Genomic DNA, 19,681 nt, shown 5'->3' on the forward strand with positions numbered 1-19,681 from the left:
GCCTAGACGGCGACGAGCCGGCGCGCGTAATCGGCCGGATCGAGCGGCCTGCCGAACAGGTAACCCTGCTGCATGTCGCAGCCGATCTGCTGCAGGAACCACGACTGCGCCTCGGTCTCGACGCCTTCCGCGGTGACCTTCATCCCGAGCGAATGCGCCATCGCGACGACGGCCTGCGTGATCGCGACCGAGTCGCGATGATCGGGCACGCCCGACACGAACGAACGGTCGACCTTCAGGTTGTGCAGCGGAAAACGCTTCAGGTAAGCGAGCGACGAATAACCGGTACCGAAGTCGTCGACCGAGATCCGCACGTTCATGTCCGTGAGTGCCTCGAGCATCGGCAGCACGGTGTCCGTGTCGTTCATCAGCAATCCTTCGGTAATTTCCAGTTCGAGCGCGCCCGGATCGAGCCGCGTCTGTTCGAGGCAGCGGTCGACCGACTCGACGAGCCCCTCGTGGAACTGCCGCGGCGACAGGTTGACCGCCAGCATCAGGTCGGGGGCGATCGTGCGGCGCCATTCGGCGGCCTGCCGGCAGGCCGTTTCGAGCACCCACTGGCCGATCGCGACGATCAGCCCGGTATCTTCCGCGACCGGGATGAATTCCGCCGGCGACATCGGCCCGAGCTCGGGGCTCGTCCAGCGCAGCAGCGCTTCGGCACCGACCGTGCGACCGCTGCGCGCGTCGACGACCGGCTGGTAGGCGAGCCGCAGCGCATCCGAGGCGATCGCGCGCCGCAGCGACTGCTCGATCGCGAAGCGGCGCTGCAGGCGCAGGTTCAGCTGCGCGGTAAAGAACGTGAAGTGGTTGCGGCCGCGCTGCTTCGCGTCGTACATCGCGGAATCGGCGTTGCGCATCAGCGTGGCCGCATCGTCGCCGTCGCGCGGCGCGACGCTGATCCCGATCGACACGCCGAGCCAGTACTCGTTGTTCGCGATCGCGAACGGCTTTGCGATCGTGTCGATCACCTCGCGTGCGAGCACGGCGAGCGCGTCTGGATCGTCGCAGTGGTCGACGAGGATCACGAACTCGTCGCCGCCGACGCGCGTAAGCGCGTGGCGCCCGCCCGCGCACGCCGCGAGGCGCGCCGCGACGCTGCGCAGCAGCGCGTCGCCGGCGTCGTGCCCGGCCGTATCGTTGACCTTCTTGAAGCCGACGAGATCGATGAACAGAATTGCGACACGCGCGGGCCCGGCCGCCGCATCGTGCGCATCCAGCAGCTCGCGCATCCGGTCGGAAAGCCAGCGCCGGTTGTAGAGGCCCGTCAGCGCGTCGCGCGTCGCCAGATAGCGCAGTTGCTGCTGCGCTTCGCGCACGGGGCCGATGTCGTGAAACGACACGAGCACCGATTCGGGCTGCGTCTCGCCCGGCTTCACGATCGGCACCGCGTTGCCGCGCACCCAGATGATGTCGCCGTCGGCAAGCCCGAAGCCGACCGAGTAGTCGAGCTGCGGCGTGGCCGTGGTGAACGCGCGCCGGCTCGGCCAGTCGTCGGGCGCGACCGGCGTGCCGTCCTCGTACAGCTTGTACAGGATCACCGTCGAAAGTCGGCGGCCGACGAGGTCGCCCTTCGCGCGCATCATCCGGTTCGCGCTCGGATTGCTGGCGACCACCACGCCGTCGGGCGACACGACGAGAATCCCTTCGTTCAGGCTGTTGACGACCAGGCGGTGATGTTCCTCGCTGCGCGCGAGCTGCCGCGCGATCCAGTCCTGGTGCACCGCGAGGCCAACGCTGTTGCCGATATCGCGCAACAAGTCGGTTTCCGCGTCGGTGGGCCGCCGCGGCGTACGGTGATAGACGGCGAACGCGCCGAGCACGGTGCCCGCGTCGTCCAGAAACGGCACCGACCAGCACGCGCGCAGGCCGAACGGCAACGCGAACGAACGAAAGTCGGCCCACAGCGGATCGGTTTCGATGTCGTCGACGGCAATCATCCGGCGCTCGTACATCGCCGTGCCGCACGAGCCCGCGGCGGGCCCGATCGATGCCCCGTCGATCGCCGCGCTGTACTGCGCGGGAAGCGACGGTGCGGCGCCGACGTGCACGTGCACGCCGTCCGCGTCGAGCAGCAGGATCGTGCACGAGGCGCCGTCGCCGAGCAGCGCCTCGGCGCGCCGGCATACCTCGACGAGCAGTTCCGGCAGCGGTGTGTTGCGCGTGATCAGCCTCAGCACGCTCTGCTCGGACGCGAGCACTTCCGCTGCGAGGCCGAGGCTGTAGCGAGAACTTTGCGGTTCGGTATTCAAGACGAATCCTGCCGTCAGTTCGACCGGGTCTGATGCGCCCGATTCGTTAGCGATCCTTCGTGCCGTTTCATCGCTCCGGGTTTACGCGACCCCGTTGCGTCCCCATTCGGGCGCCCCTGATGCGCACCAAAATACATTTAACACCAATCCGGTCAGCCCCGCGCGTCCCTGCGCATCAGGGCTTACGCGCGGTCGCGCCGGCCTGCCGCCGGAACCCGATTCGTCTGATGGTTGCGCCGCCGTCAGTCCTTGCGGATATGCTCGGCGAGGAAGTCGATCAGCAGCCGCAAGCGCGCGTTGCGTGACTCGAACCGCCCGAGCCTGCCGGCCCGTGCGGGAGACAATGCGACCTGCATCACGTGGCATCTCGACGACGAGTCTGCCGTCTCCAGCTGGGCCCCGCGATCCGCGTCGGACGCCGTGGCCTCCCTCCCCCAAAGCACCTTCGACGCCGCACCGCGCTTCACTCGAGACGACACGGCCAGCCGCGTTCGCGGATACGTGCTTCAATGTCGTTCGAATCGGCGTCGCGCGTTGTCACCACGCCGCGCATCGCGCCTCCCTCGACCGACCTTCACGGAATCCCATGACGAACCCTGCCGACATCAAGGCGCTCGTTTTCGACGTGTTCGGAACGATCGTCGACTGGAGAAACGGCGTCGCGCGCGAAGCCGCCACGTTCCTGGCGCACCATGCGCCGGATCGCGATCCGTTCGAATTCGCCGATACATGGCGTCGCGAATATGCGCCGTCGATGGAGGAGATCCGCAGCGGGCGCAGGCGCTACGTGCGGCTCGACGTGCTGCATCGCGAGAACCTCGTGCGCACGCTCGACCGCTACGGGATCGACGGCGTGCCCGATACGGAGATCGACGCGCTCAACCTCGCGTGGCACCGGCTCGATCCATGGCCCGATTCCGTCGCGGCGCTGCAGCGGCTGAAACAGCGCTACATCATCGCACCGCTGTCGAACGGCAACATCCGGCTGATGGTCGACGTCGCGAAATACGGCGGCCTGCCGTGGGACGCGATTCTCGGCGCCGAAGTCGCGCACGCGTACAAGCCGTCACCGAAGGTCTACACCGAAGCGGTCGAGATTCTCGGCGTCGGGCCGGCCGAGCTGTGCCTGGTCGCCGCGCACAACGGCGATCTGGCCGCCGCGCGGCAACTGGGGCTCGCGACCGCGTTCGTACTGCGGGCGACCGAACACGGGCCGAACCAGACGACGGATCTGAAAGCCGACGGCGCGTGGGATTTCGACGTCAAGGACCTGCACGAACTCGCGGACCGGCTCGGTTGTCCGGGTTGATGCACCGCCGCGCTCAATCGCCGACGAATCGCAACTGCTCCGACTCCCCCATCAGCAATGCCCGGTTCGCGTCCGCCGCCGCGCGCAGGTAGTCCCATAGCGCCGTCACGCGGCGCAGCTTGCGCAGGTCCTCGCGACACGTCAGCCAGAAGCACCGCGTGACCACCACGTCGTCCGGCAGCACCGGCACCAGCGCCGGCTGCGTGGCCGCCATGAAGCACGGCAGGATCGCGAGCGCGCCGCCCTGCAGCGCCGCGAACACCTGCGCGATCACGCTCGTCGTGCGCAATCCGGCGGCCGCGCCGGGCACCGCGCGCTCCAGGTACAGCAGCTCGCTGCTGAACGCGAGATCGTCGACGTAGCTGATGAACGCATGCCGCACGAGATCGTCGGTGCACGTGATCGGCGCGTGGCTCGCCAGATAGTCGCGCGTCGCATAGAGCCGCAACTGGTAGTCGCACAGCTTCGTGACCACGTAAGGCCCGCGTTCGGGTCGCTCGAGCGTGATCGCCAGATCGGCCTCGCGCTTCGGCAGGTTGACGAAATGCGGGACCGGCAGCAGATCGACCGTCACGTGCGGATGCGCGACGCGAAACTGCGCAAGCTGCGGCGCGAGGAAAAAGCAGCCGAACCCTTCGGTCGACCCGATCCGCACGTGGCCCGACAGCGCCTCGCCGGTATTGGCGACCTGGTCGCACGCGGACTGCACGGTCGTCTCCATCGCGTCCGCGTACGCGACGAGCCGCTGCCCCTCGGCCGTCAGCGTGAAGCCGCCGGAGCGCGACTTGTCGAACAGCAGCGTGCCCATCGCGGTTTCGAGCGCGCGAATGCGCCGCGCGACGGTCGTGTAGTCGACGCCGAGACGCTTCGCCGCCCCGCTCGCGCGCTGCGTGCGGGCGACTTCGAGGAAGAAGCGCAGGTCGTCCCAGTTCAGGTTGCCGGAAACCGGCTCGGTGGCGTGTCGCATCGGCGGGAAAAAGGGCTGGAGGCTCCGGGCCGGCCGTCGATATGCATAAATGCACATCCAACCGGTTTTCTTGTCGGTACATTGTGGATCTGCGCATAACTATACTCGACCGTGACCTGCGGACCATGAGCCGCGGGCAATAAATACGGAGACACCATGCAGACGCGATCCACCCTCGATGAGCATGCCGCCGTCGCGACGCCGGCCCCCGCCCGCACCGCGAGGCACTACCTGCTGGCCGGCTGGGCCAGCATGGCCGGCACCACGATCGAGTGGTACGACTTCTTCCTCTACGGCACCGCCGCCGCGCTCGTGTTCAACCGCATCTTCTTCCCGTCGCTGGACCCCGTCGTCGGCACGCTCGCCGCGTTCGGCACGTTCGCAGTCGGCTTCATCGGACGGCCGATGGGCGGCATCGTGTTCGGTCACTTCGGCGACCGCATCGGCCGCAAGTCGATGCTGATGATCACGCTGCTGCTGATGGGCGTGCCGAGCATGATCATCGGGCTGATCCCGTCATACGACCGCATCGGCTACTGGGCCGCCGCCCTGCTGATCGCGATGCGCTTCCTGCAGGGGATGGCGGTCGGCGGCGAATGGGGCGGCGCGGTGCTGATGGCCGTCGAGCACGCGCCGAAGGGCCGCAAGGGGCTGTTCGGCAGCCTGCCGCAGACGGGCGTCGGGCTCGGGCTGATCCTGTCGTCGGTTGCGATGGCCGCGGTGGCCGCGCTGCCCGAAGCCGACATGCTGTCGTGGGGCTGGCGCGTGCCGTTCCTCGCGAGCATCGCGCTCGTCGGCCTCGGCTGGTTCATCCGCGCGAAGGTGCCCGAGTCGCCGGACTTCGAGAAGATGCAGCGCCAGGGCAAGGCCGAGAAGTCGCCGGTGACGGCCGCGCTGCGCCGCCATCCGCGCGAGGTGCTGACGATCGTCGGCGCGCGCGCCGCCGAGAACACGTGGTTCTACATGGTCGTCACGTTCGCGCTCGCCTATGCGACGCAGCAACTGCATCTGCCGAAGGCCGACATGCTGCACGCGATCACGGCCGGGGCGGCGCTGTCGCTCGTCACGATGCCGCTGTGCGGACATCTGAGCGATCGCATCGGCCAGCGCCGGATGTTCGCGATCGGCCTCGTGCTGATGTGCGCGTTCGCCGCGCCGTTCTTCATGATGCTCGGCACGCAGCAGACGTCGTACGCATGGTGGGCGATCGTGTTCGGCCTCGGCGTCGTGTTCCCGATTCTTTATGCACCGGAGTCGCTGCTGTTCGCGCAACAGTTCCCGGCGGAAATCCGCTACAGCGGCATCTCGCTGTCGGTGCAGCTCGCCGGCGTGATCGGCGGCGGCTTCGCGCCGATGATCGCGACGTCGCTGCTCAAGGCCGGCGGCGGCCAGCCGCACTACGTGATCGCGTATCTCGTCGGCTTCGGCGTGTTCGCGCTCGTATGCACCGCCCTGATGCGTCCGGCACGGACATAAGCGCATCGACGCACGCCGGCCCGTCTTTTACCCGGTTTCAATTCGACTTGCCGTCCGCCGTTGCCGAACGCTCGACGGACGCAGGCCACCCATTTTCTTCGCACCAACGTTTTCCGGAGAGTTCCATGAACGCCGCAGTTCCCCAGACCACCCTCGCCCTGCCCACCGCCAAGCTGCTGATCGACGGCGCGTTCGTCGAATCGCAAAGCGCCGAATGGGGCGACATCGTCAACCCCGCGACGCAGGAAGTGATCGGCCGCGTGCCGTACGCGACGCTGGACGAGGTCGATGCCGCGATCGCGTCCGCGCAGCGCGCGTTCCAGACCTGGAAGACGACGCCGATCGGCGCGCGGCTGCGCATCATGCTGAAGTTCCAGGATCTGGTGCGCCGCAATCTCGAACGGATCGCGCACACGCTGACGGCCGAGCAAGGCAAGACGCTGCCCGATGCGCAGGGCGACATCTTCCGCGGCCTCGAAGTGGTCGAGCACGCATGCTCGATCGGCACGCTGCAGCAAGGCGAGTTCGCGGAGAACGTCGCGGGCGGCGTCGACACCTACACGCTGCGCCAGCCGATCGGCGTGTGCGCGGGCATCACGCCGTTCAACTTCCCCGGCATGATCCCGCTGTGGATGTTCCCGATGGCGATCGTGTGCGGCAACACGTTCGTGCTGAAACCGTCCGAGCAGGACCCGCTGTCGACGATGCAGCTCGTCGAGCTCGCGATCGAGGCCGGCGTGCCGAAGGGCGTGCTGAACGTCGTGCACGGCGGCAAGACGGTGGTCGATCGCCTCTGCACGCACCCGGACATCAAGGCGATCTCGTTCGTCGGCTCGACGCGCGTCGGCACGCACGTGTACAACCTCGGCAGCCAGCACGGCAAGCGCGTGCAGTCGATGATGGGCGCGAAGAACCACGCGGTCGTGCTGCCGGATGCGCATCGCGAGCAGTCGATCAACGCGCTGGTCGGTGCGGGCTTCGGCGCGGCCGGCCAGCGCTGCATGGCGACGTCGGTCGTCGTGCTGGTCGGCAAGGCGCGCGACTGGCTGCCCGATCTGGTCGAGAAGGCGAAGGCGCTGAAGGTCAACGCCGGCGCCGAAGCCGGCACGGATGTCGGCCCGGTCGTATCGAAGGCGGCGAAGGCGCGCATCCTGTCGCTGATCGACGCGGGCGTGAAGGAAGGCGCGACGCTGCTGCTCGACGGCCGCGACGTGAAGGTGCCCGGCTACGAGCACGGCAACTTCGTCGGCCCGACGATCTTCTCGGGTGTGACGGCCGACATGTCGATCTACACGGAAGAAATCTTCGGGCCGGTGGTGGTCGTGATGGAAGTCGACACGCTCGACGAAGCGATCGCGCTCGTGAACCGCAACCCGATGGGCAACGGTGTCGGCCTCTTCACGCAGAGTGGCGCGGCCGCGCGCAAGTTCCAGAGCGAAATCGACGTCGGCCAGGTCGGCATCAATATCCCGATCCCGGTGCCGGTCCCCTACTTCAGCTTCACCGGCTCGCGCGGCTCGAAGCTCGGCGATCTCGGCCCGTACGGCAAGCAGGTCGTGCAGTTCTACACGCAGACGAAGACGGTCACCGCGCGCTGGTTCGACGACGACGCGACGGCCGGCGCCGTGAACACGACGATCGCGCTGCGCTGACAGGAGTCCGAACATGGAAATCGCATTCATCGGACTCGGCAACATGGGCGGCCCCATGGCCGCCAACCTGCTCAAGGCCGGCCACGCGCTGACGGTGTTCGACCTCGATGCGAACGCGGTCGACACCGCCGTGCGCGCGGGCGCGACGGCGGCCGTGTCGCCGCGTGACGCGGCCGCCCGCGCGTCGCTGGTGATCACGATGCTGCCGGCCGCGCAGCACGTGCACGCGGTGTATCTCGGCGACGACGGCGTGCTGGCCGGCGCGCGCGCCGGCGCGACGTTCGTCGACTGCAGCACGATCGATCCGGCCACCGTGCGCGCGGTGGCCGACGCTGCCGCGCAGCGCGACTTCCCGCTCGCCGATGCGCCGGTGTCGGGCGGCACCGGCGGCGCGCAGGCCGGCACGCTGACCTTCATGGTCGGCGCGGAAAGCGCGCTGTTCGAGCGCATCCGCCCGGTGCTGCTCGACATGGGGAAGAACGTCGTGCGCTGCGGCGGTACGGGCACCGGGCAGATCGCGAAGATCTGCAACAACCTGCTGCTCGGGATCTCGATGATGGGCGTGTCGGAAGCGATGGCGCTCGGTGCCGCGCTCGGCATCGATCCGGCCGTGCTGGCCGGCATCATCAACACGTCGACCGGCCGCTGCTGGAGTTCGGACGCTTGTAACCCGTACCCGGGCGTGAACGGCGCGGCGCCCGCCGCGCGCGGCTACTCGGGCGGTTTCGCCGCGAACCTGATGCTGAAGGATCTCGGGCTCGCGACCGAAGCCGCGCGCAGCGCACGGCAGCCGGTATGGATGGGCGCGCTCGCGCAGCAGCTTTATCAGTCGATGAGCCAGCAGGGGCTCGGCACGCTCGACTTCTCCGCGTGCGTGAAGCTGTACGAGGCGCAGCCCGCGTAACGCGTCCGACGGACGTGCGCCGACCCGCGATGCTCGTCAACGGCATCGCGGGTCGATTCACTTCCGGAGCAGCGCGGGCGTGGACCACGGCCGCGCGGGCGACGCGGCGCTTATCCGCGCGGGTTCGACGCCGTCTCGAAGGTCGGATGGCACTCGAACGCGAGTTCCGAGCGCGCGTCGACGCGGCGGCCGCCGGTCACGGACTCCTGCTTCAGGCTCGCGCGCATGCCGCGCTGCGTGCAGTAGTTGGTCGCTTCGTTGACGGCTTTTTCATGGGCATCGGCCCACGTCGTCGACACGCCGAGCGTGCGCGTCGTCACGGTGAAGACGTTCGGGTTCGACGTCGTGGTCACGTCGGAAGCGGTCGAACACGCGGCGAGCAGACATGCAGCGGCCGCAATGGTCAACCCTCGCAAGGATCGAAAAGGTACAGAGATGGACATGGGGAGGGCAGGCGCACGTCGATTCGACGGCATTGAGCAACATAGGCGACAGTATGCCTGCCAGATTGCCGGAGATCATGCCCTTTTCGGTGAACACATTGTTTCGAATGGTTAAACGATGGGGGCGCCCGGCAAGATTTACGGCCCGCGTCGCGCCCGGCGTTGCCCCGTGTGTCGCTTTTCCCGGCTGCCGTGCGGCTTCTTCACGCGCACCGGTCAGTGCGAGCGCGCCTGCCTGATTCTCGCCGAGGCTTCCTCCAGGTTTCGCCACGCCGGTTGACCGGGCGCGTAGCGCGCGCGGATGTACGCGGCGAGCTCGGCCATCTGCCGGTCGTCGAACGCGTCGCGGAAGCCCGGCATGTAGCCGAGCGCGTCGGTGGCAGGATGGTCGATCCCGTCGTGCAGCACACGCAGCAGGTTGTCGGGTGCCGCCTGGCTGACGCTCGTGTTGAGCCCCATCAGCGGACGCACGCCGAAATGCCCAACCCCGCCCGCTTCCGCGTGACAGACCGCGCACGCGGCGTCGAACGCGCGCCGGCCGCTCTCGAGGCCGAGCGTCGCGACGGCTTGCGCGCCGAGCGCACGGCGGGTCGCCGCGTCGGCCGCCACGGCCGCATCGACGGGCGGCGACAGCGACGTCAAATAATGCGCGATCGCCCTGACATCCGATTCGGGCAGCACCGCGAGCCCTGCGACCACCGGCGCCATCGGCCCGGCCGCGACGCCGTGCTGCGCGGAGAAGCCGGTGCGCAGATAGTCGAACAGCGCGCCTTCGGTCCACGGCACCGGCGACGCCGGCGACGCGACGAGCGGCGGCGCGACCCATCCCTCGGCATCGCCGCCGGCCAGATAAGCGCGCCCGCCCCGTTCCGCGCCGAGCGCATTGCGCGGCGTGTGGCATGCGCCGCAGTGCCCGGCGCCGTCGACCAGATACTTGCCGCGATTCCACGTCGCGGAGCGCGCCGGGTCCGGCGCGAACGGCCGCGTGTCGTGAAACAGCCAGTTCCATCCGGCGACAAGGCGCCGCTGGTCGAGCGGGAACGGCAGCTTCGTCTTCGGCGGTGCATGCGCCACTGGCGGCTGCGACATCAGATATGCGTAGAGCGCGAGCAGGTCGGATTCGCTCAGCTTCGCGAACGCGGTGTACGGAAACGCCGGATACAGATGCGAGCCGTCGCGGCCGATGCCTTCGCGCATCGCACGCGCGAACGCCGGATACGACCATGCACCGATGCCGGTTTCCGGATCGGGCGTGATGTTGGTCGTGTAGATCGTGCCGAACGGCGTGTCGAGCGCGAGACCGCCCGCGTTGGGCGCGCCGCCGGGCGCGGTATGACAGACCGCGCAGTCGCCGGCGAGCGCGATCAGGCGGCCGCGTTCGAGCGTCGCCGCGCTCCACATCGCGCCGTCCGCACCGCCCGATGCGACCGGCGCGATCGGCGCCGGGCCCGGCAGGATCGCGCACGCGAGCCCGATCAGCCCGCCGACGACCCCGCCCGCGCCGCCTCCGGCCAGCCAGCGGCGCCAGCGCGACGACGCGCGACGCGGCGTGCCGGAACGGCTTTCGCCCGAATCGACCGGCACCGGTCGAGCCAGCGCCTCGCGAATGCGTGCGGCATCGAACGGCGGCGCGCGAAAACGCACGCCCGTCGCGTCGTGCAGCGCGTTCGCGATCGCGGCCGCGGCCGGCGCGGCCGCCTGCTCGATCCGCTGCGCATCGTATGCCGACAGCGAGCGGGCGCGATTCGCGCCCGGCGCGGCGTCGTCGAACGCGACGAGCTCATGCGCGATCGCATCCGGCGCGACATCGCCGCCGGTTTCGTCATGTGCCGGCCGCGCGGACAGCCGCGCGCCCATCACGCGCGAAATCGCCGCCTCGATCTGCCATGCGGGCAAGCCCGCCATCGACGCCTGCCCGGGTTCGCCCGCGCCCTGCCCGGCGACGACGCGGCGCACCGCGACGTCGCCCGTCGCACGATCAACGTCGAGATCGACGACCCACGCCGACCAGTGCGGGGCGTTGTCACGGCCCGCATCGGCTTGCGCGGTTTCGTCCGCGGAGGATGCATCGGGCGCACCGGCACCGTCGAATGCAAAGCCGCGTCCGCTCGAGCGGTCATGCATGCGTGCCGTCGCCGGTTCGCCCCACGCGGCGCGTTCGCTGACCATCCGGATAATTTCGCGCGGCCCCGCATCGCGAGACGCATCGAGATGCTGCAGGCGCAGTGCGACCGGATCGCGCTTCAGCGCACCGGCCAGCTCGTCGATGAACGATTCGCGCGCGAATGCGTGCGCGTGGCCGGGAATCGCGTGGCGGGTGTCGGCCATCTCGATCGACGTCCGCGCATGTCGATAGACGAACGGCGACGATGGCGCCGACGCGCCATCCTCCGCCATCGCGCGCCGCGCGTCCGCCACCGTGTCGGCCTGCGCGCGATAGCGCCACGTCGTCAACCGGCCGTCGGCGGCGGTCCGTGTTTCGACATCGAACGACGCGTGCGTGCGCGCATCGCCGATCGGCCACTCGTAGCGCGCGCGGTGCGTGCGCACCGCGTCGTCCGCACGCCGCGCCGAACCGGCCATCACGTCATCGCATCGCACATCGCCCTCATCGGTTTCGGGCTGCGCGGGCACGCCCGGGTCATGCTTCATCGCCGTCATCCCGCAGATAGCGCGCGGCCCGATGCACCGCGCGGATGATCTCCAGGTGCGTGCCGCAGCGGCAAAGATTGAAGCGCAGCGCGTCGCGGATCGCCGCATCGTCCGGGGAGGGATTGCGATCGAGCAGCGCTTTCGTGCTCATGATCATCCCGTTCAGGCAATAACCGCACTGCGCGGCCTGCTCGTCGATGAACGCGCGCTGGATCGGATGCGGCGCATCGCGCGAGCCGAGCCCTTCGAGCGTCGTCACGTCGCGCCCGTGCGCGGCGGCGGCCGGCACGACGCACGCGCGCGTTGCCTGCCCGTCGATCAGCACCGTGCACGCGCCGCACTGCCCGAACCCGCAGCCGTACTTCGGTCCGTTGAGCGCGCAGTCGTTGCGCAGGATCAGCAGCAGCGGGGCGTCGGGCGCGGCTGCGTCGAACGTGTGCGGCATGCCGTTCACGCGGAACGCGAGCGGCCGCGACGAAGAAGCGGGATGGGACATGAATGAATCCGGAATGCGGGGCGCGGGCCGGACGACCGGCGGGCCGAGGTCTGGAACCGGCGGCGGACACGGCCGCCGGCTCGCGACGGCCAGCGTCGCGCGCACGGCTCACGTATAACACGCCGAAATGCGCGCGTGCCGCCGCGTCGACACGGCGGCGCGGCATCCGGCGCGGACATCGCATGTGCGTCAGGCGACGGCCGCCACGTCGCCGCGCGACGGCGACGGCGACACGAGCGGTACGTCGAACACGTCGTAGCCGAACACCCACGACGGATCCTCGTTGGTGCGCAGCCATGTGTTGTTGTGCGACACGAGCTGCACCTTCGACGCACGCGCCGCGCGATTCGCCTCATACAGCGCGAACGCACCCGCGTGATCGCCGATGCCGACTTCGTCGAGACAACGCGCGAGCATCGCCGCATCCTCGATCGCCATCGCCGCGCCCTGCGCCATGTGCGGCTTCATCGGATGGCACGCATCGCCGAGCAGCACGAGACGGCCGCGGCTCCACAACGGCAGCGGGTCGCGTTCGAGCAGCGGCCACTTGGTGATCGACGGCGACACGTCGATCAGATGCTGGATGTCGGCATGGAAACCCGCGAACGCCTCGCGCATTTCATCGCGACTGCTGTCGACCATCGACACGCCTTCGGGCCACTCGGCCTGCGGCACGCCCGTCACGTAGTAGTACTCGTCGCGCTTTTCGGTCACGTAGTAGACCATCATGTGACGATCCTCCGACCACCACTTCACGCACATGTCGTACGGCTTGTTGCCGAGCAGCGATGCCGGGAACACCGCGCGATGCGCGACGTAGCCCGTATAGCGCGGCGGTTCCGCGCCGAGCAGATGCTCGCGGATGCGCGAATTCACGCCGTCCGCGCCGATCACGATGTCGGCCGTCTCGACGCTGCCGTCGGCGAACGTCAGGCGCACCGCGTCGCCGGTGTCCTCCACCGACGCGAGCCGCTTGCCGAAACGGATCGTGCCGGGCGTCACCGCCTGCGTCATCAGCGCATGGAAATCGCCGCGATGCACGGTCAAATAGCTCGCGCCATAAGTCTTGCGCGCGTAGTCGCCGAGCGGAATCTGCGACAGCACGTCGGCGGTCCGCCAGTCGCGGCTGTACCAGTAATCCGGATGCGAACCCATCGTCTCCAGCGCGTCCTCGCAGCCGATGCGCCGCATGATCTTCATCACGTTCGGGCCGAGATGGATGCCCGCGCCAAGGCGCGAGAACGCCGGCGCCTGCTCGTACAGCGCGACATCGTAGCCGCGGCGCTGCAGCAGCGCCGCGGCGGCCGTGCCGCCGAGACCGGCGCCGATGATTGCGATACGGGGTTTGCTCATGCGGATCTCCTGATCGTGAGCCCGTCGCCGAACGCGGCGCGAGAACGGGCGGATTGAATGGCGTTTATGTAGCGTACACACTCAATTTATTCAGGACAAGCGGATTGTTGACGTGATCGACGCATTCGGGAAAACACCAGTTACCCTCAACAAACACGTAATCACCAACGATGAATGCCAGACGGCAATCATTTTGATCCATTGCCATTTTCAAATGTACACACTAGACTTTGCTCGAAACCAGGCGACCTCGCGCAAGCGCCGCCCCACCCTTACCGACACGGAGCCTCCCGTCATGAGCAAGACCTACCGCATCGGCCAGATCGTGCCGAGTTCCAACACGACGATGGAAACCGAGATTCCTGCGATGCTGCGGTTGCGCGAGGCGATCCGGCCCGAGCGCTTCACGTATCACTCGAGCCGGATGCGGATGAAGAAGGTCGTCAAGGAAGAACTCGCAGCGATGGATGCCGAATCCGACCGCTGCGCGCTGGAATTGAGCGATGCGCGCGTCGACGTGCTCGGCTACGCGTGCCTCGTCGCGATCATGGCGATGGGCCGCGGCTATCACCGCGCGTCGCAGGCGCGCCTCACGAAGCACACGGCCGACAACGGCGCGCAGGCACCGGTGCTGACGAGCGCGGGCGCGCTCGTCGACGCATTGAAGGTGATCGGCGCGAAGCGCATCGTGGTGGTCGCGCCGTACATGCTGCCGCTGACCGAACTCGTGGTCGACTACATCCGCAACGAAGGCTATGACGTGATCGCGTACCGCGCGCTCGAGATTCCCGACAACCTCGACGTCGGCCGCCACGACCCGGCACGCCTGCCCGACATCGTGAAGACGCTGCCATACCAGGACGCCGATGCGATCGTGCTGTCCGCTTGCGTGCAAATGCCGTCGCTGCCGGCCGTCGCGAAGGTCGAGGCGATGACGGGCAAGCCCGTGATCACCGCCGCGATCGCGACGACCTACGCGATGCTGCGCGAACTCGATCTCGAACCGATCGTGCCCGGCGCCGGCGCGCTGCTGTCCGGCGCGTATTGAGCACCCCGCTACTTCGGAGCCTCTCCATGTCCTCGACATTCCTGTACGGCGCGAACGTCCGCGCGAACGGCATCCGCCAGCACTACCTGCGCTACGGCGGCGCGACGGGCGCGCGCGGGTCGCGACCCGCGATCGTGCTGATTCCCGGCATCACGAGCCCTGCGATCACATGGGGCTTCGTCGGCGAAGTGTTCGGCGCGGCGTTCGACACTTATGTGCTCGACGTGCGCGGCCGCGGGCTGTCCGACGCGTCGCCGTCGCTCGACTACAGCCTCGACGCGCAGGCCGACGACGTCGCGGCGCTCGTCGCCGCGCTCGGCCTGCCGCGCACGAGCCTCGTCGGCCATTCGATGGGTGCGCGGATCGCCGCGCGCGCGGCGCAGCGCGACATCGGCGGGCTCGAGTCGGTCGTGCTCGTCGATCCGCCGGTATCGGGCCCGAACCGTCGCGACTATCCGGGCAAGCTGCCGTGGTACATCGACTCGATGGCACTTGCGCGCGCCGGCGTCGACGCCGAAGGGATGCGCGCGTTCTGCCCGACCTGGACCGATGCCGAACTGCAACTGCGCGCCGAATGGTTGCATACCTGCGACGAGCGCGCGGTGCGCGCGTCGTACGAAGGCTTCCACACCGACGACTTCCACGCGGATGCCGCGCGACTGACCGTGTCGTCGCTGCTGATCACGGCCGAGCGCGGCGACGTGGTGCGCGACGACGACGTCGCCGAATTGCAGCGCGCGATGCCGTCGATGCGGCACGTGCGCGTGCCCGATGCCGGCCACATGATCCCGTGGGACAACGCCGCAGGCTTCTACGCGGCCTTCGGCGACTTCCTCGGCGCGCCGCTCGCGGCCTGATTCGCGTCGCGCCTTTTCCCTTCATGCCTTTACCGGAGCCGACGATGCCAGTCAGCGACTATCAATTGATCGACGCGTGGAAGCAGGTGCTCACGCTGTCGCGCCTCGAACCGGGCCAGACCGTCACGATCCTGACGAGCGCGGCCACCCACCCGCAGACGCTATCGTGCGCACTGATCGCGACGCAATCGATGGGCGCGGTCGTCAACCGGCTCGACCTGCCACCGGTGAACAGCGAGAAGGCGTTCAGCCGCGACCCGCTCGCGTATCTCGGCACGACCCCGCTGACCGGCAACCGAGCCGCGATCGCCGCACTGCGCGAGAGCGACCTCGTGCTCGACCTGATGACGCTGCTGTTCTCGCCCGAGCAGCACGACATCCTGAAGTCCGGCACGAAGATCCTGCTCGCGGTCGAGCCGCCCGAGGTGCTTGTGCGCATGGTGCCGACGCTGGCCGACCGCACGCGCGTGCTCGGCGCCGCAAAAAAAATCTCCGCCGCGCGCGAGATGCGCGTGACCTCCTCGGCCGGCACCGCGCTCGTGTGCCCGCTCGGCGATTTCCCGCCGACCGCCGAATACGGATTCGTCGACGCGCCGGGGCGCTGGGACCACTGGCCCAGCGGCTTCGCGCTGACCTACCCGAACGACCGCACCGCGCGCGGCACGATCGTGATCGATCGAGGCGACATCCTGCTGCCGCAGAAGCACTACGTGAGCGAGCCGGTCGCGCTGACCGTCGAAGGCGGTTACGCGACGCGCATCGAAGGTGGCGTGGATGCCGACCTGCTGCGCGACTACATGGAAACCTTCGCCGACCCGGAAGGCTACGCGATCTCGCACATCGGCTGGGGGCTGCAGCCGCGTGCGCGCTGGTCGACACTCGGCCTGTACGACCGCGAGGCGACGATCGGGATGGATGCGCGCGCGTTCGAAGGCAACTTCCTGTTCTCGCTCGGCCCGAACAACGAAGGTGGCGGCAACCGCACGACCACCTGCCACATCGACATCCCGCTGCGCCGCTGCACGGTCGAGCTCGACGGCGAGACCGTCGTGCGCGAGGGCCGCGTGACCGATCAACCCGCCTGACAGACGAGTGCCCGACACCATGACCGACCTCTCCCACCACGCCGAAGCGAACGTCTACCGCCAGCAGGGTTTCGGCACGCCGCTGCCGCCGCACGGCAACATCGGACTGCTGATCGTCGACTTCGTGGTCGGCTTCGCCGATCCCGCGACGTTCGGCGGCGGCAACATCGCGCCGGCGATCGCGCGCACGACGCGGGCGCTCGCGCTCGCGCGCGAACGCAGCTGGCCGGTCGCGCACAGCCGCATCGTATACGCGGACGACGGCAGCGACGACAACGTGTTCTCGCTGAAGGTGCCGGGCATGGCGACGCTGACCGAGCACCATCCGAACAGCGCGATCGTGCCCGAACTCACGCCTGCCGCCGGCGAACTCGTCGTGCGCAAGACAGTGCCGTCGGCATTCTTCGGCACGCAGCTCGCACCGTGGCTCGCGCAGCGCGCGGTCCAGACGCTGCTCGTTGCCGGCGCGGTGACGAGCGGTTGCGTGCGCGCAAGCGTGGTCGACGCGATGTCGCACGGGTTCCGTCCGCTCGTGCTCGCCGATTGCGTCGGCGATCGCGCGATCGCGCCGCACGACGCGAACCTGTTCGACATGCAGCAGAAATATGCAGCCGTGATGCCGCTCGACGATGCGATCGCGGCGATCGATGCCGTGCACGCGCGCTGAGCCGCCACGCCGCTCCGTGCCGCGAGGGCGGCGGCCTGGCCGCCGTCCGCGCCCTACCCTTCCCCCGCGTGCGATTGACGCCGCGGTTTTGGCGACCTAGATTGACCGCGTGCGCCGTCGCGAAAGTCCGGGCCGTCACCCCGTGCGCGACACGCCGCGTCCGCGCCGAAGCGCGCCCGGCCGCCGGGCGCGCCCTCCCCGACAGGACACCTCGATCGTGAACCGCTCCGAACTGCTTGCGCGCGACGGCTGCCTGACCGTGATCCGGCCGCCCGTGCCTCCGCTCAAGCCGGCGCCCGGTCAGCCGGGCAGCCAGTCGTCGTATGTGCCGGCGCAGCCCGAGGTGTTCGTCGCGATTCTCGACGACGGACGCATCCTCGCATTCAACGGGCACGTCGACCTCGGCACCGGCATTCGCACGTCGCTCGCGCAGATCGTGGCCGAGGAGCTCGACGTGCCGCCCGCGCGCGTGACGATGGTGCTCGGCGATACCGCCGCGACACCGAACCAGGGCCCGACCATCGCGAGCGCGACGATCCAGATTTCTGCGACGCCGCTGCGTTGCGCGGCCGCCCAGGCACGCCACGCGTTGCTGACGCTGGCCGCCGAGTGCTTCGGAGTCGACCTCGCGCAGCTGAGCATCGACGACGGAACGATTTCCGCTCCGGCACATGGGCACGTCGCGACGTTCGCCGCGCTCGTCGCGACGCGCCGCATCGCACTGACACTCGACCTGAATGTCCGGACGAAGGATCCCGCCGACTACCGGATCGTCGGCCGATCGTCGCCGCGCGTCGACCTGCCCGCGAAAGCAACCGGCCAGCTCACGTTCGTGCACGACATGCGCTTGCCGGGCATGCTGCACGGCCGCGTCGTACGGCCGCCGTATGCGGGCCACGACAGCGGCACGTTCGTCGGCGCGTCGCTGGTCGACGTCGATCGCGCGTCGGTCGCCGACGTGCCGGGGCTCGTGGCGGTCATCGCGATCGGCGATTTCGTCGGCGTCGTCGCCGAGCGCGAGGAACACGCGATCCGCGCGGCGCGCCAGTTGCGCGTCACGTGGCGGCCGCATCCCGCGCTGCCGCCGCTCGATGCGCCCGCGGCTGCGATCGCCGCCGCGCGCGCGCAACGCCGCGTGCTGCTTGACGAAGGTGACGTCGACGCGGCACGCACGCAACCCGACACGATCACGCTGTCGCGCACCTACACATGGCCGTTCCAGATGCACGGCTCGATCGGCCCGTCGTGCGCGCTCGCCGACTATCGCGCGCCCGGCGACGGCCGGATCACCGTATGGTCCGGCACGCAGAACCCCGTATCGCTGCGCTACGACCTCGCGACGCTCGTGGCGCGCAACGAAGCCGATTTCGACATCGTGCGAATGGACGCAGCCGGCTGCTACGGCCGCAACGGCGCGGACGACGTATGCGGCGACGCGCTGCTGCTGTCGCGCGCGGTCGGCCGCCCGGTGCGCGTGCAACTGTCACGCGCGGACGAACATCTGTGGGAACCGAAGGGCGCCGGGCAACTGATGCAGGTGACGGGCACCGTGACGCGCGACGGCCGCCTGCTCGGCTACGACTTCACGACACGCTATCCGTCGAACGACGCGCCGCTGCTCGCGATGCTCCTGACCGGCGCGATCGCGCCCGAGCCGCGCGTGTTCGAGATGGGTGACCGCACGGCCGTGTCGCCGTACGAAAGCCCGAACCGCCGTTTCGTGTGCGAGGATCTCGCGCCACTCGTGCGCGCATCGTGGTTGCGTGGCGTATCGGCATTGCCGAACTCGTTCGCGCACGACGCGTTCGTCGACGAATGCGCGACGCTGACCGGCATCGACCCGCTCGCGTTCCGGCTTCGGCATCTCGCGGACACGCGCGCGCGCGAGCTGCTGCAGGCTGTGGCCGATCGCGCGGGCTGGACGCCGCGCGCGAACCGCAATCGCGGACACGAAGCATCTCGCGTCGTGCGCGGACGCGGCGTCGCGTATGCGCGCTACGTGCACAGTCGCTTCCCCGGTTTCGGCGCGGCATGGTCCGCATGGATCGTCGATCTGAGCGTCGATCGCGTGTCCGGCGAAATCCGCATCGAGCGCGTGACGGTCGGCCAGGACACCGGCACGATGATCAACCCGGACGGCGTGCGCCACCAGATCCACGGGAACGTGATCCAGGTATTGAGCCGCACGCTGAAGGAGCGTGTGCGGTTTGCCGAAGGCAAGGTCGCGTCGCGGGAATGGGCAAGCTATCCGATCCTGACGTTCGACGAAGTGCCGGACGTCGACGCGGTGCTGATGCCGCGGCAAGGCGAGCCGCCGCTCGGCGCTGGCGAATCGGCGTCGGTGCCCGGGCCCGCCGCCGTCGCGAATGCGCTGTTCGACGCGACTGGCGTGCGCTTCTACGCGCCGCCGTTCACGCCCGAGACGGTGCGTGCCGCGCTGCGCGAGGCCGGCCGGCTTCCTGGTGCGGAAGCGCCTGTCGCGACACGCGCCGTGTAACGGTGGTTTGCGCCGAGGGCCGG

At 69.0% G+C, this 19,681-nt stretch carries 15 protein-coding genes; 9 read left to right on the forward strand and 6 right to left on the reverse strand.

What is annotated here, in order from left to right; all coding sequences use genetic code 11:
- Positions 1-2: 2 nt before the first annotated feature.
- Positions 3-2,252, reverse strand: a complete 2,250-nt coding sequence (locus tag ACV22W_RS02305) for a putative bifunctional diguanylate cyclase/phosphodiesterase (protein WP_448017550.1) — start codon at positions 2,250-2,252, stop codon at positions 3-5.
- Between the two features lie 586 nt (positions 2,253-2,838).
- Here ACV22W_RS02305 and ACV22W_RS02310 point away from each other — a divergent pair.
- The gene (locus ACV22W_RS02310; protein WP_448017551.1) at positions 2,839-3,561 is read left to right on the forward strand and encodes a haloacid dehalogenase type II; all 723 of its coding nucleotides are present in this window, start codon (positions 2,839-2,841) and stop codon (positions 3,559-3,561) included.
- A gap of 13 nt (positions 3,562-3,574) precedes the next feature.
- Here the strand turns inward: ACV22W_RS02310 and ACV22W_RS02315 are convergent, their stop codons facing one another.
- Positions 3,575-4,528 (reverse strand): LysR family transcriptional regulator, encoded by a 954-nt coding sequence (locus ACV22W_RS02315; protein WP_448017552.1) that lies wholly within the window; start codon positions 4,526-4,528, stop codon positions 3,575-3,577.
- A 156-nt stretch (positions 4,529-4,684) separates the two neighbouring features.
- Here ACV22W_RS02315 and ACV22W_RS02320 point away from each other — a divergent pair, with 156 nt between their 5' ends.
- The 3 genes from ACV22W_RS02320 (at position 4,685) to mmsB (ending at position 8,560) form a co-directional block, all read left to right on the forward strand.
- Positions 4,685-6,004, forward strand: coding sequence for an MFS transporter (locus tag ACV22W_RS02320; RefSeq protein ID WP_448017553.1), 1,320 nt, complete (start codon positions 4,685-4,687; stop codon positions 6,002-6,004).
- A 125-nt stretch (positions 6,005-6,129) separates the two neighbouring features.
- Positions 6,130-7,656, forward strand: coding sequence for a CoA-acylating methylmalonate-semialdehyde dehydrogenase (locus ACV22W_RS02325; RefSeq protein WP_448017554.1), 1,527 nt, complete (start codon positions 6,130-6,132; stop codon positions 7,654-7,656).
- Between the two features lie 13 nt (positions 7,657-7,669).
- On the forward strand, positions 7,670-8,560 hold the full coding sequence (mmsB, locus tag ACV22W_RS02330) for a 3-hydroxyisobutyrate dehydrogenase (RefSeq protein ID WP_448017555.1): 891 nt from the start codon (positions 7,670-7,672) through the stop codon (positions 8,558-8,560).
- A gap of 110 nt (positions 8,561-8,670) precedes the next feature.
- Here mmsB and ACV22W_RS02335 read toward each other — a convergent pair whose 3' ends face one another.
- From ACV22W_RS02335 to ACV22W_RS02350, 4 genes are all read right to left on the reverse strand, one after another.
- On the reverse strand, positions 8,671-9,003 hold the full coding sequence (locus ACV22W_RS02335) for a hypothetical protein (RefSeq protein WP_448017556.1): 333 nt from the start codon (positions 9,001-9,003) through the stop codon (positions 8,671-8,673).
- A 216-nt stretch (positions 9,004-9,219) separates the two neighbouring features.
- Entirely contained in the window at positions 9,220-11,655 is a 2,436-nt protein-coding gene (locus ACV22W_RS02340) for a c-type cytochrome (protein WP_448017557.1), read from the reverse strand.
- On the reverse strand, positions 11,645-12,151 hold the full coding sequence (locus tag ACV22W_RS02345) for a (2Fe-2S)-binding protein (RefSeq protein ID WP_448017558.1): 507 nt from the start codon (positions 12,149-12,151) through the stop codon (positions 11,645-11,647). Before ACV22W_RS02345 ends, ACV22W_RS02340 begins: the two co-directional genes overlap by 11 nt.
- Before the next feature lie 189 nt (positions 12,152-12,340).
- On the reverse strand, positions 12,341-13,504 hold the full coding sequence (locus ACV22W_RS02350) for an FAD-dependent monooxygenase (protein WP_448017559.1): 1,164 nt from the start codon (positions 13,502-13,504) through the stop codon (positions 12,341-12,343).
- A gap of 295 nt (positions 13,505-13,799) precedes the next feature.
- Here ACV22W_RS02350 and ACV22W_RS02355 point away from each other — a divergent pair, with 295 nt between their 5' ends.
- From ACV22W_RS02355 to ACV22W_RS02375, 5 genes are all read left to right on the forward strand, one after another.
- Positions 13,800-14,552, forward strand: a complete 753-nt coding sequence (locus ACV22W_RS02355; protein WP_448017560.1) for a maleate cis-trans isomerase family protein — start codon at positions 13,800-13,802, stop codon at positions 14,550-14,552.
- Between the two features lie 26 nt (positions 14,553-14,578).
- Complete coding sequence (locus ACV22W_RS02360; RefSeq protein WP_448017561.1) at positions 14,579-15,409, forward strand: alpha/beta fold hydrolase; 831 nt, start codon at positions 14,579-14,581, stop codon at positions 15,407-15,409.
- Between the two features lie 44 nt (positions 15,410-15,453).
- Positions 15,454-16,494, forward strand: coding sequence for a 2,5-dihydroxypyridine 5,6-dioxygenase (locus ACV22W_RS02365; protein WP_448017562.1), 1,041 nt, complete (start codon positions 15,454-15,456; stop codon positions 16,492-16,494).
- Positions 16,495-16,513: 19 nt separating this feature from the next.
- Complete coding sequence (locus ACV22W_RS02370) at positions 16,514-17,161, forward strand: isochorismatase family protein (RefSeq protein WP_448017563.1); 648 nt, start codon at positions 16,514-16,516, stop codon at positions 17,159-17,161.
- A gap of 217 nt (positions 17,162-17,378) precedes the next feature.
- On the forward strand, positions 17,379-19,658 hold the full coding sequence (locus tag ACV22W_RS02375; RefSeq protein WP_448017564.1) for a molybdopterin cofactor-binding domain-containing protein: 2,280 nt from the start codon (positions 17,379-17,381) through the stop codon (positions 19,656-19,658).
- The last annotated feature ends 23 nt before the right edge of the window (positions 19,659-19,681 follow it).

The sequence above is a fragment of the Burkholderia sp. AW49-1 genome, from assembly GCF_053427845.1.

Excerpts from the sequence above, each read along its gene's own strand:
- ACV22W_RS02310 (WP_448017551.1), top strand. The coding sequence starts at position 2,839 with ATGACGAACCCTGCCGACATCAAGGCGCTCGTTTTCGACGTGTTCGGA.
- ACV22W_RS02315 (WP_448017552.1), bottom strand. The coding sequence starts at position 4,528 with ATGCGACACGCCACCGAGCCGGTTTCCGGCAACCTGAACTGGGACGAC.
- ACV22W_RS02320 (WP_448017553.1), top strand. The coding sequence starts at position 4,685 with ATGCAGACGCGATCCACCCTCGATGAGCATGCCGCCGTCGCGACGCCG.
- ACV22W_RS02325 (WP_448017554.1), top strand. The coding sequence starts at position 6,130 with ATGAACGCCGCAGTTCCCCAGACCACCCTCGCCCTGCCCACCGCCAAG.
- mmsB (WP_448017555.1), top strand. The coding sequence starts at position 7,670 with ATGGAAATCGCATTCATCGGACTCGGCAACATGGGCGGCCCCATGGCC.
- ACV22W_RS02335 (WP_448017556.1), bottom strand. The coding sequence starts at position 9,003 with ATGTCCATCTCTGTACCTTTTCGATCCTTGCGAGGGTTGACCATTGCG.
- ACV22W_RS02340 (WP_448017557.1), bottom strand. The coding sequence starts at position 11,655 with ATGAAGCATGACCCGGGCGTGCCCGCGCAGCCCGAAACCGATGAGGGC.
- ACV22W_RS02345 (WP_448017558.1), bottom strand. The coding sequence starts at position 12,151 with ATGTCCCATCCCGCTTCTTCGTCGCGGCCGCTCGCGTTCCGCGTGAAC.
- ACV22W_RS02350 (WP_448017559.1), bottom strand. The coding sequence starts at position 13,504 with ATGAGCAAACCCCGTATCGCAATCATCGGCGCCGGTCTCGGCGGCACG.
- ACV22W_RS02355 (WP_448017560.1), top strand. The coding sequence starts at position 13,800 with ATGAGCAAGACCTACCGCATCGGCCAGATCGTGCCGAGTTCCAACACG.
- ACV22W_RS02360 (WP_448017561.1), top strand. The coding sequence starts at position 14,579 with ATGTCCTCGACATTCCTGTACGGCGCGAACGTCCGCGCGAACGGCATC.
- ACV22W_RS02365 (WP_448017562.1), top strand. The coding sequence starts at position 15,454 with ATGCCAGTCAGCGACTATCAATTGATCGACGCGTGGAAGCAGGTGCTC.
- ACV22W_RS02370 (WP_448017563.1), top strand. The coding sequence starts at position 16,514 with ATGACCGACCTCTCCCACCACGCCGAAGCGAACGTCTACCGCCAGCAG.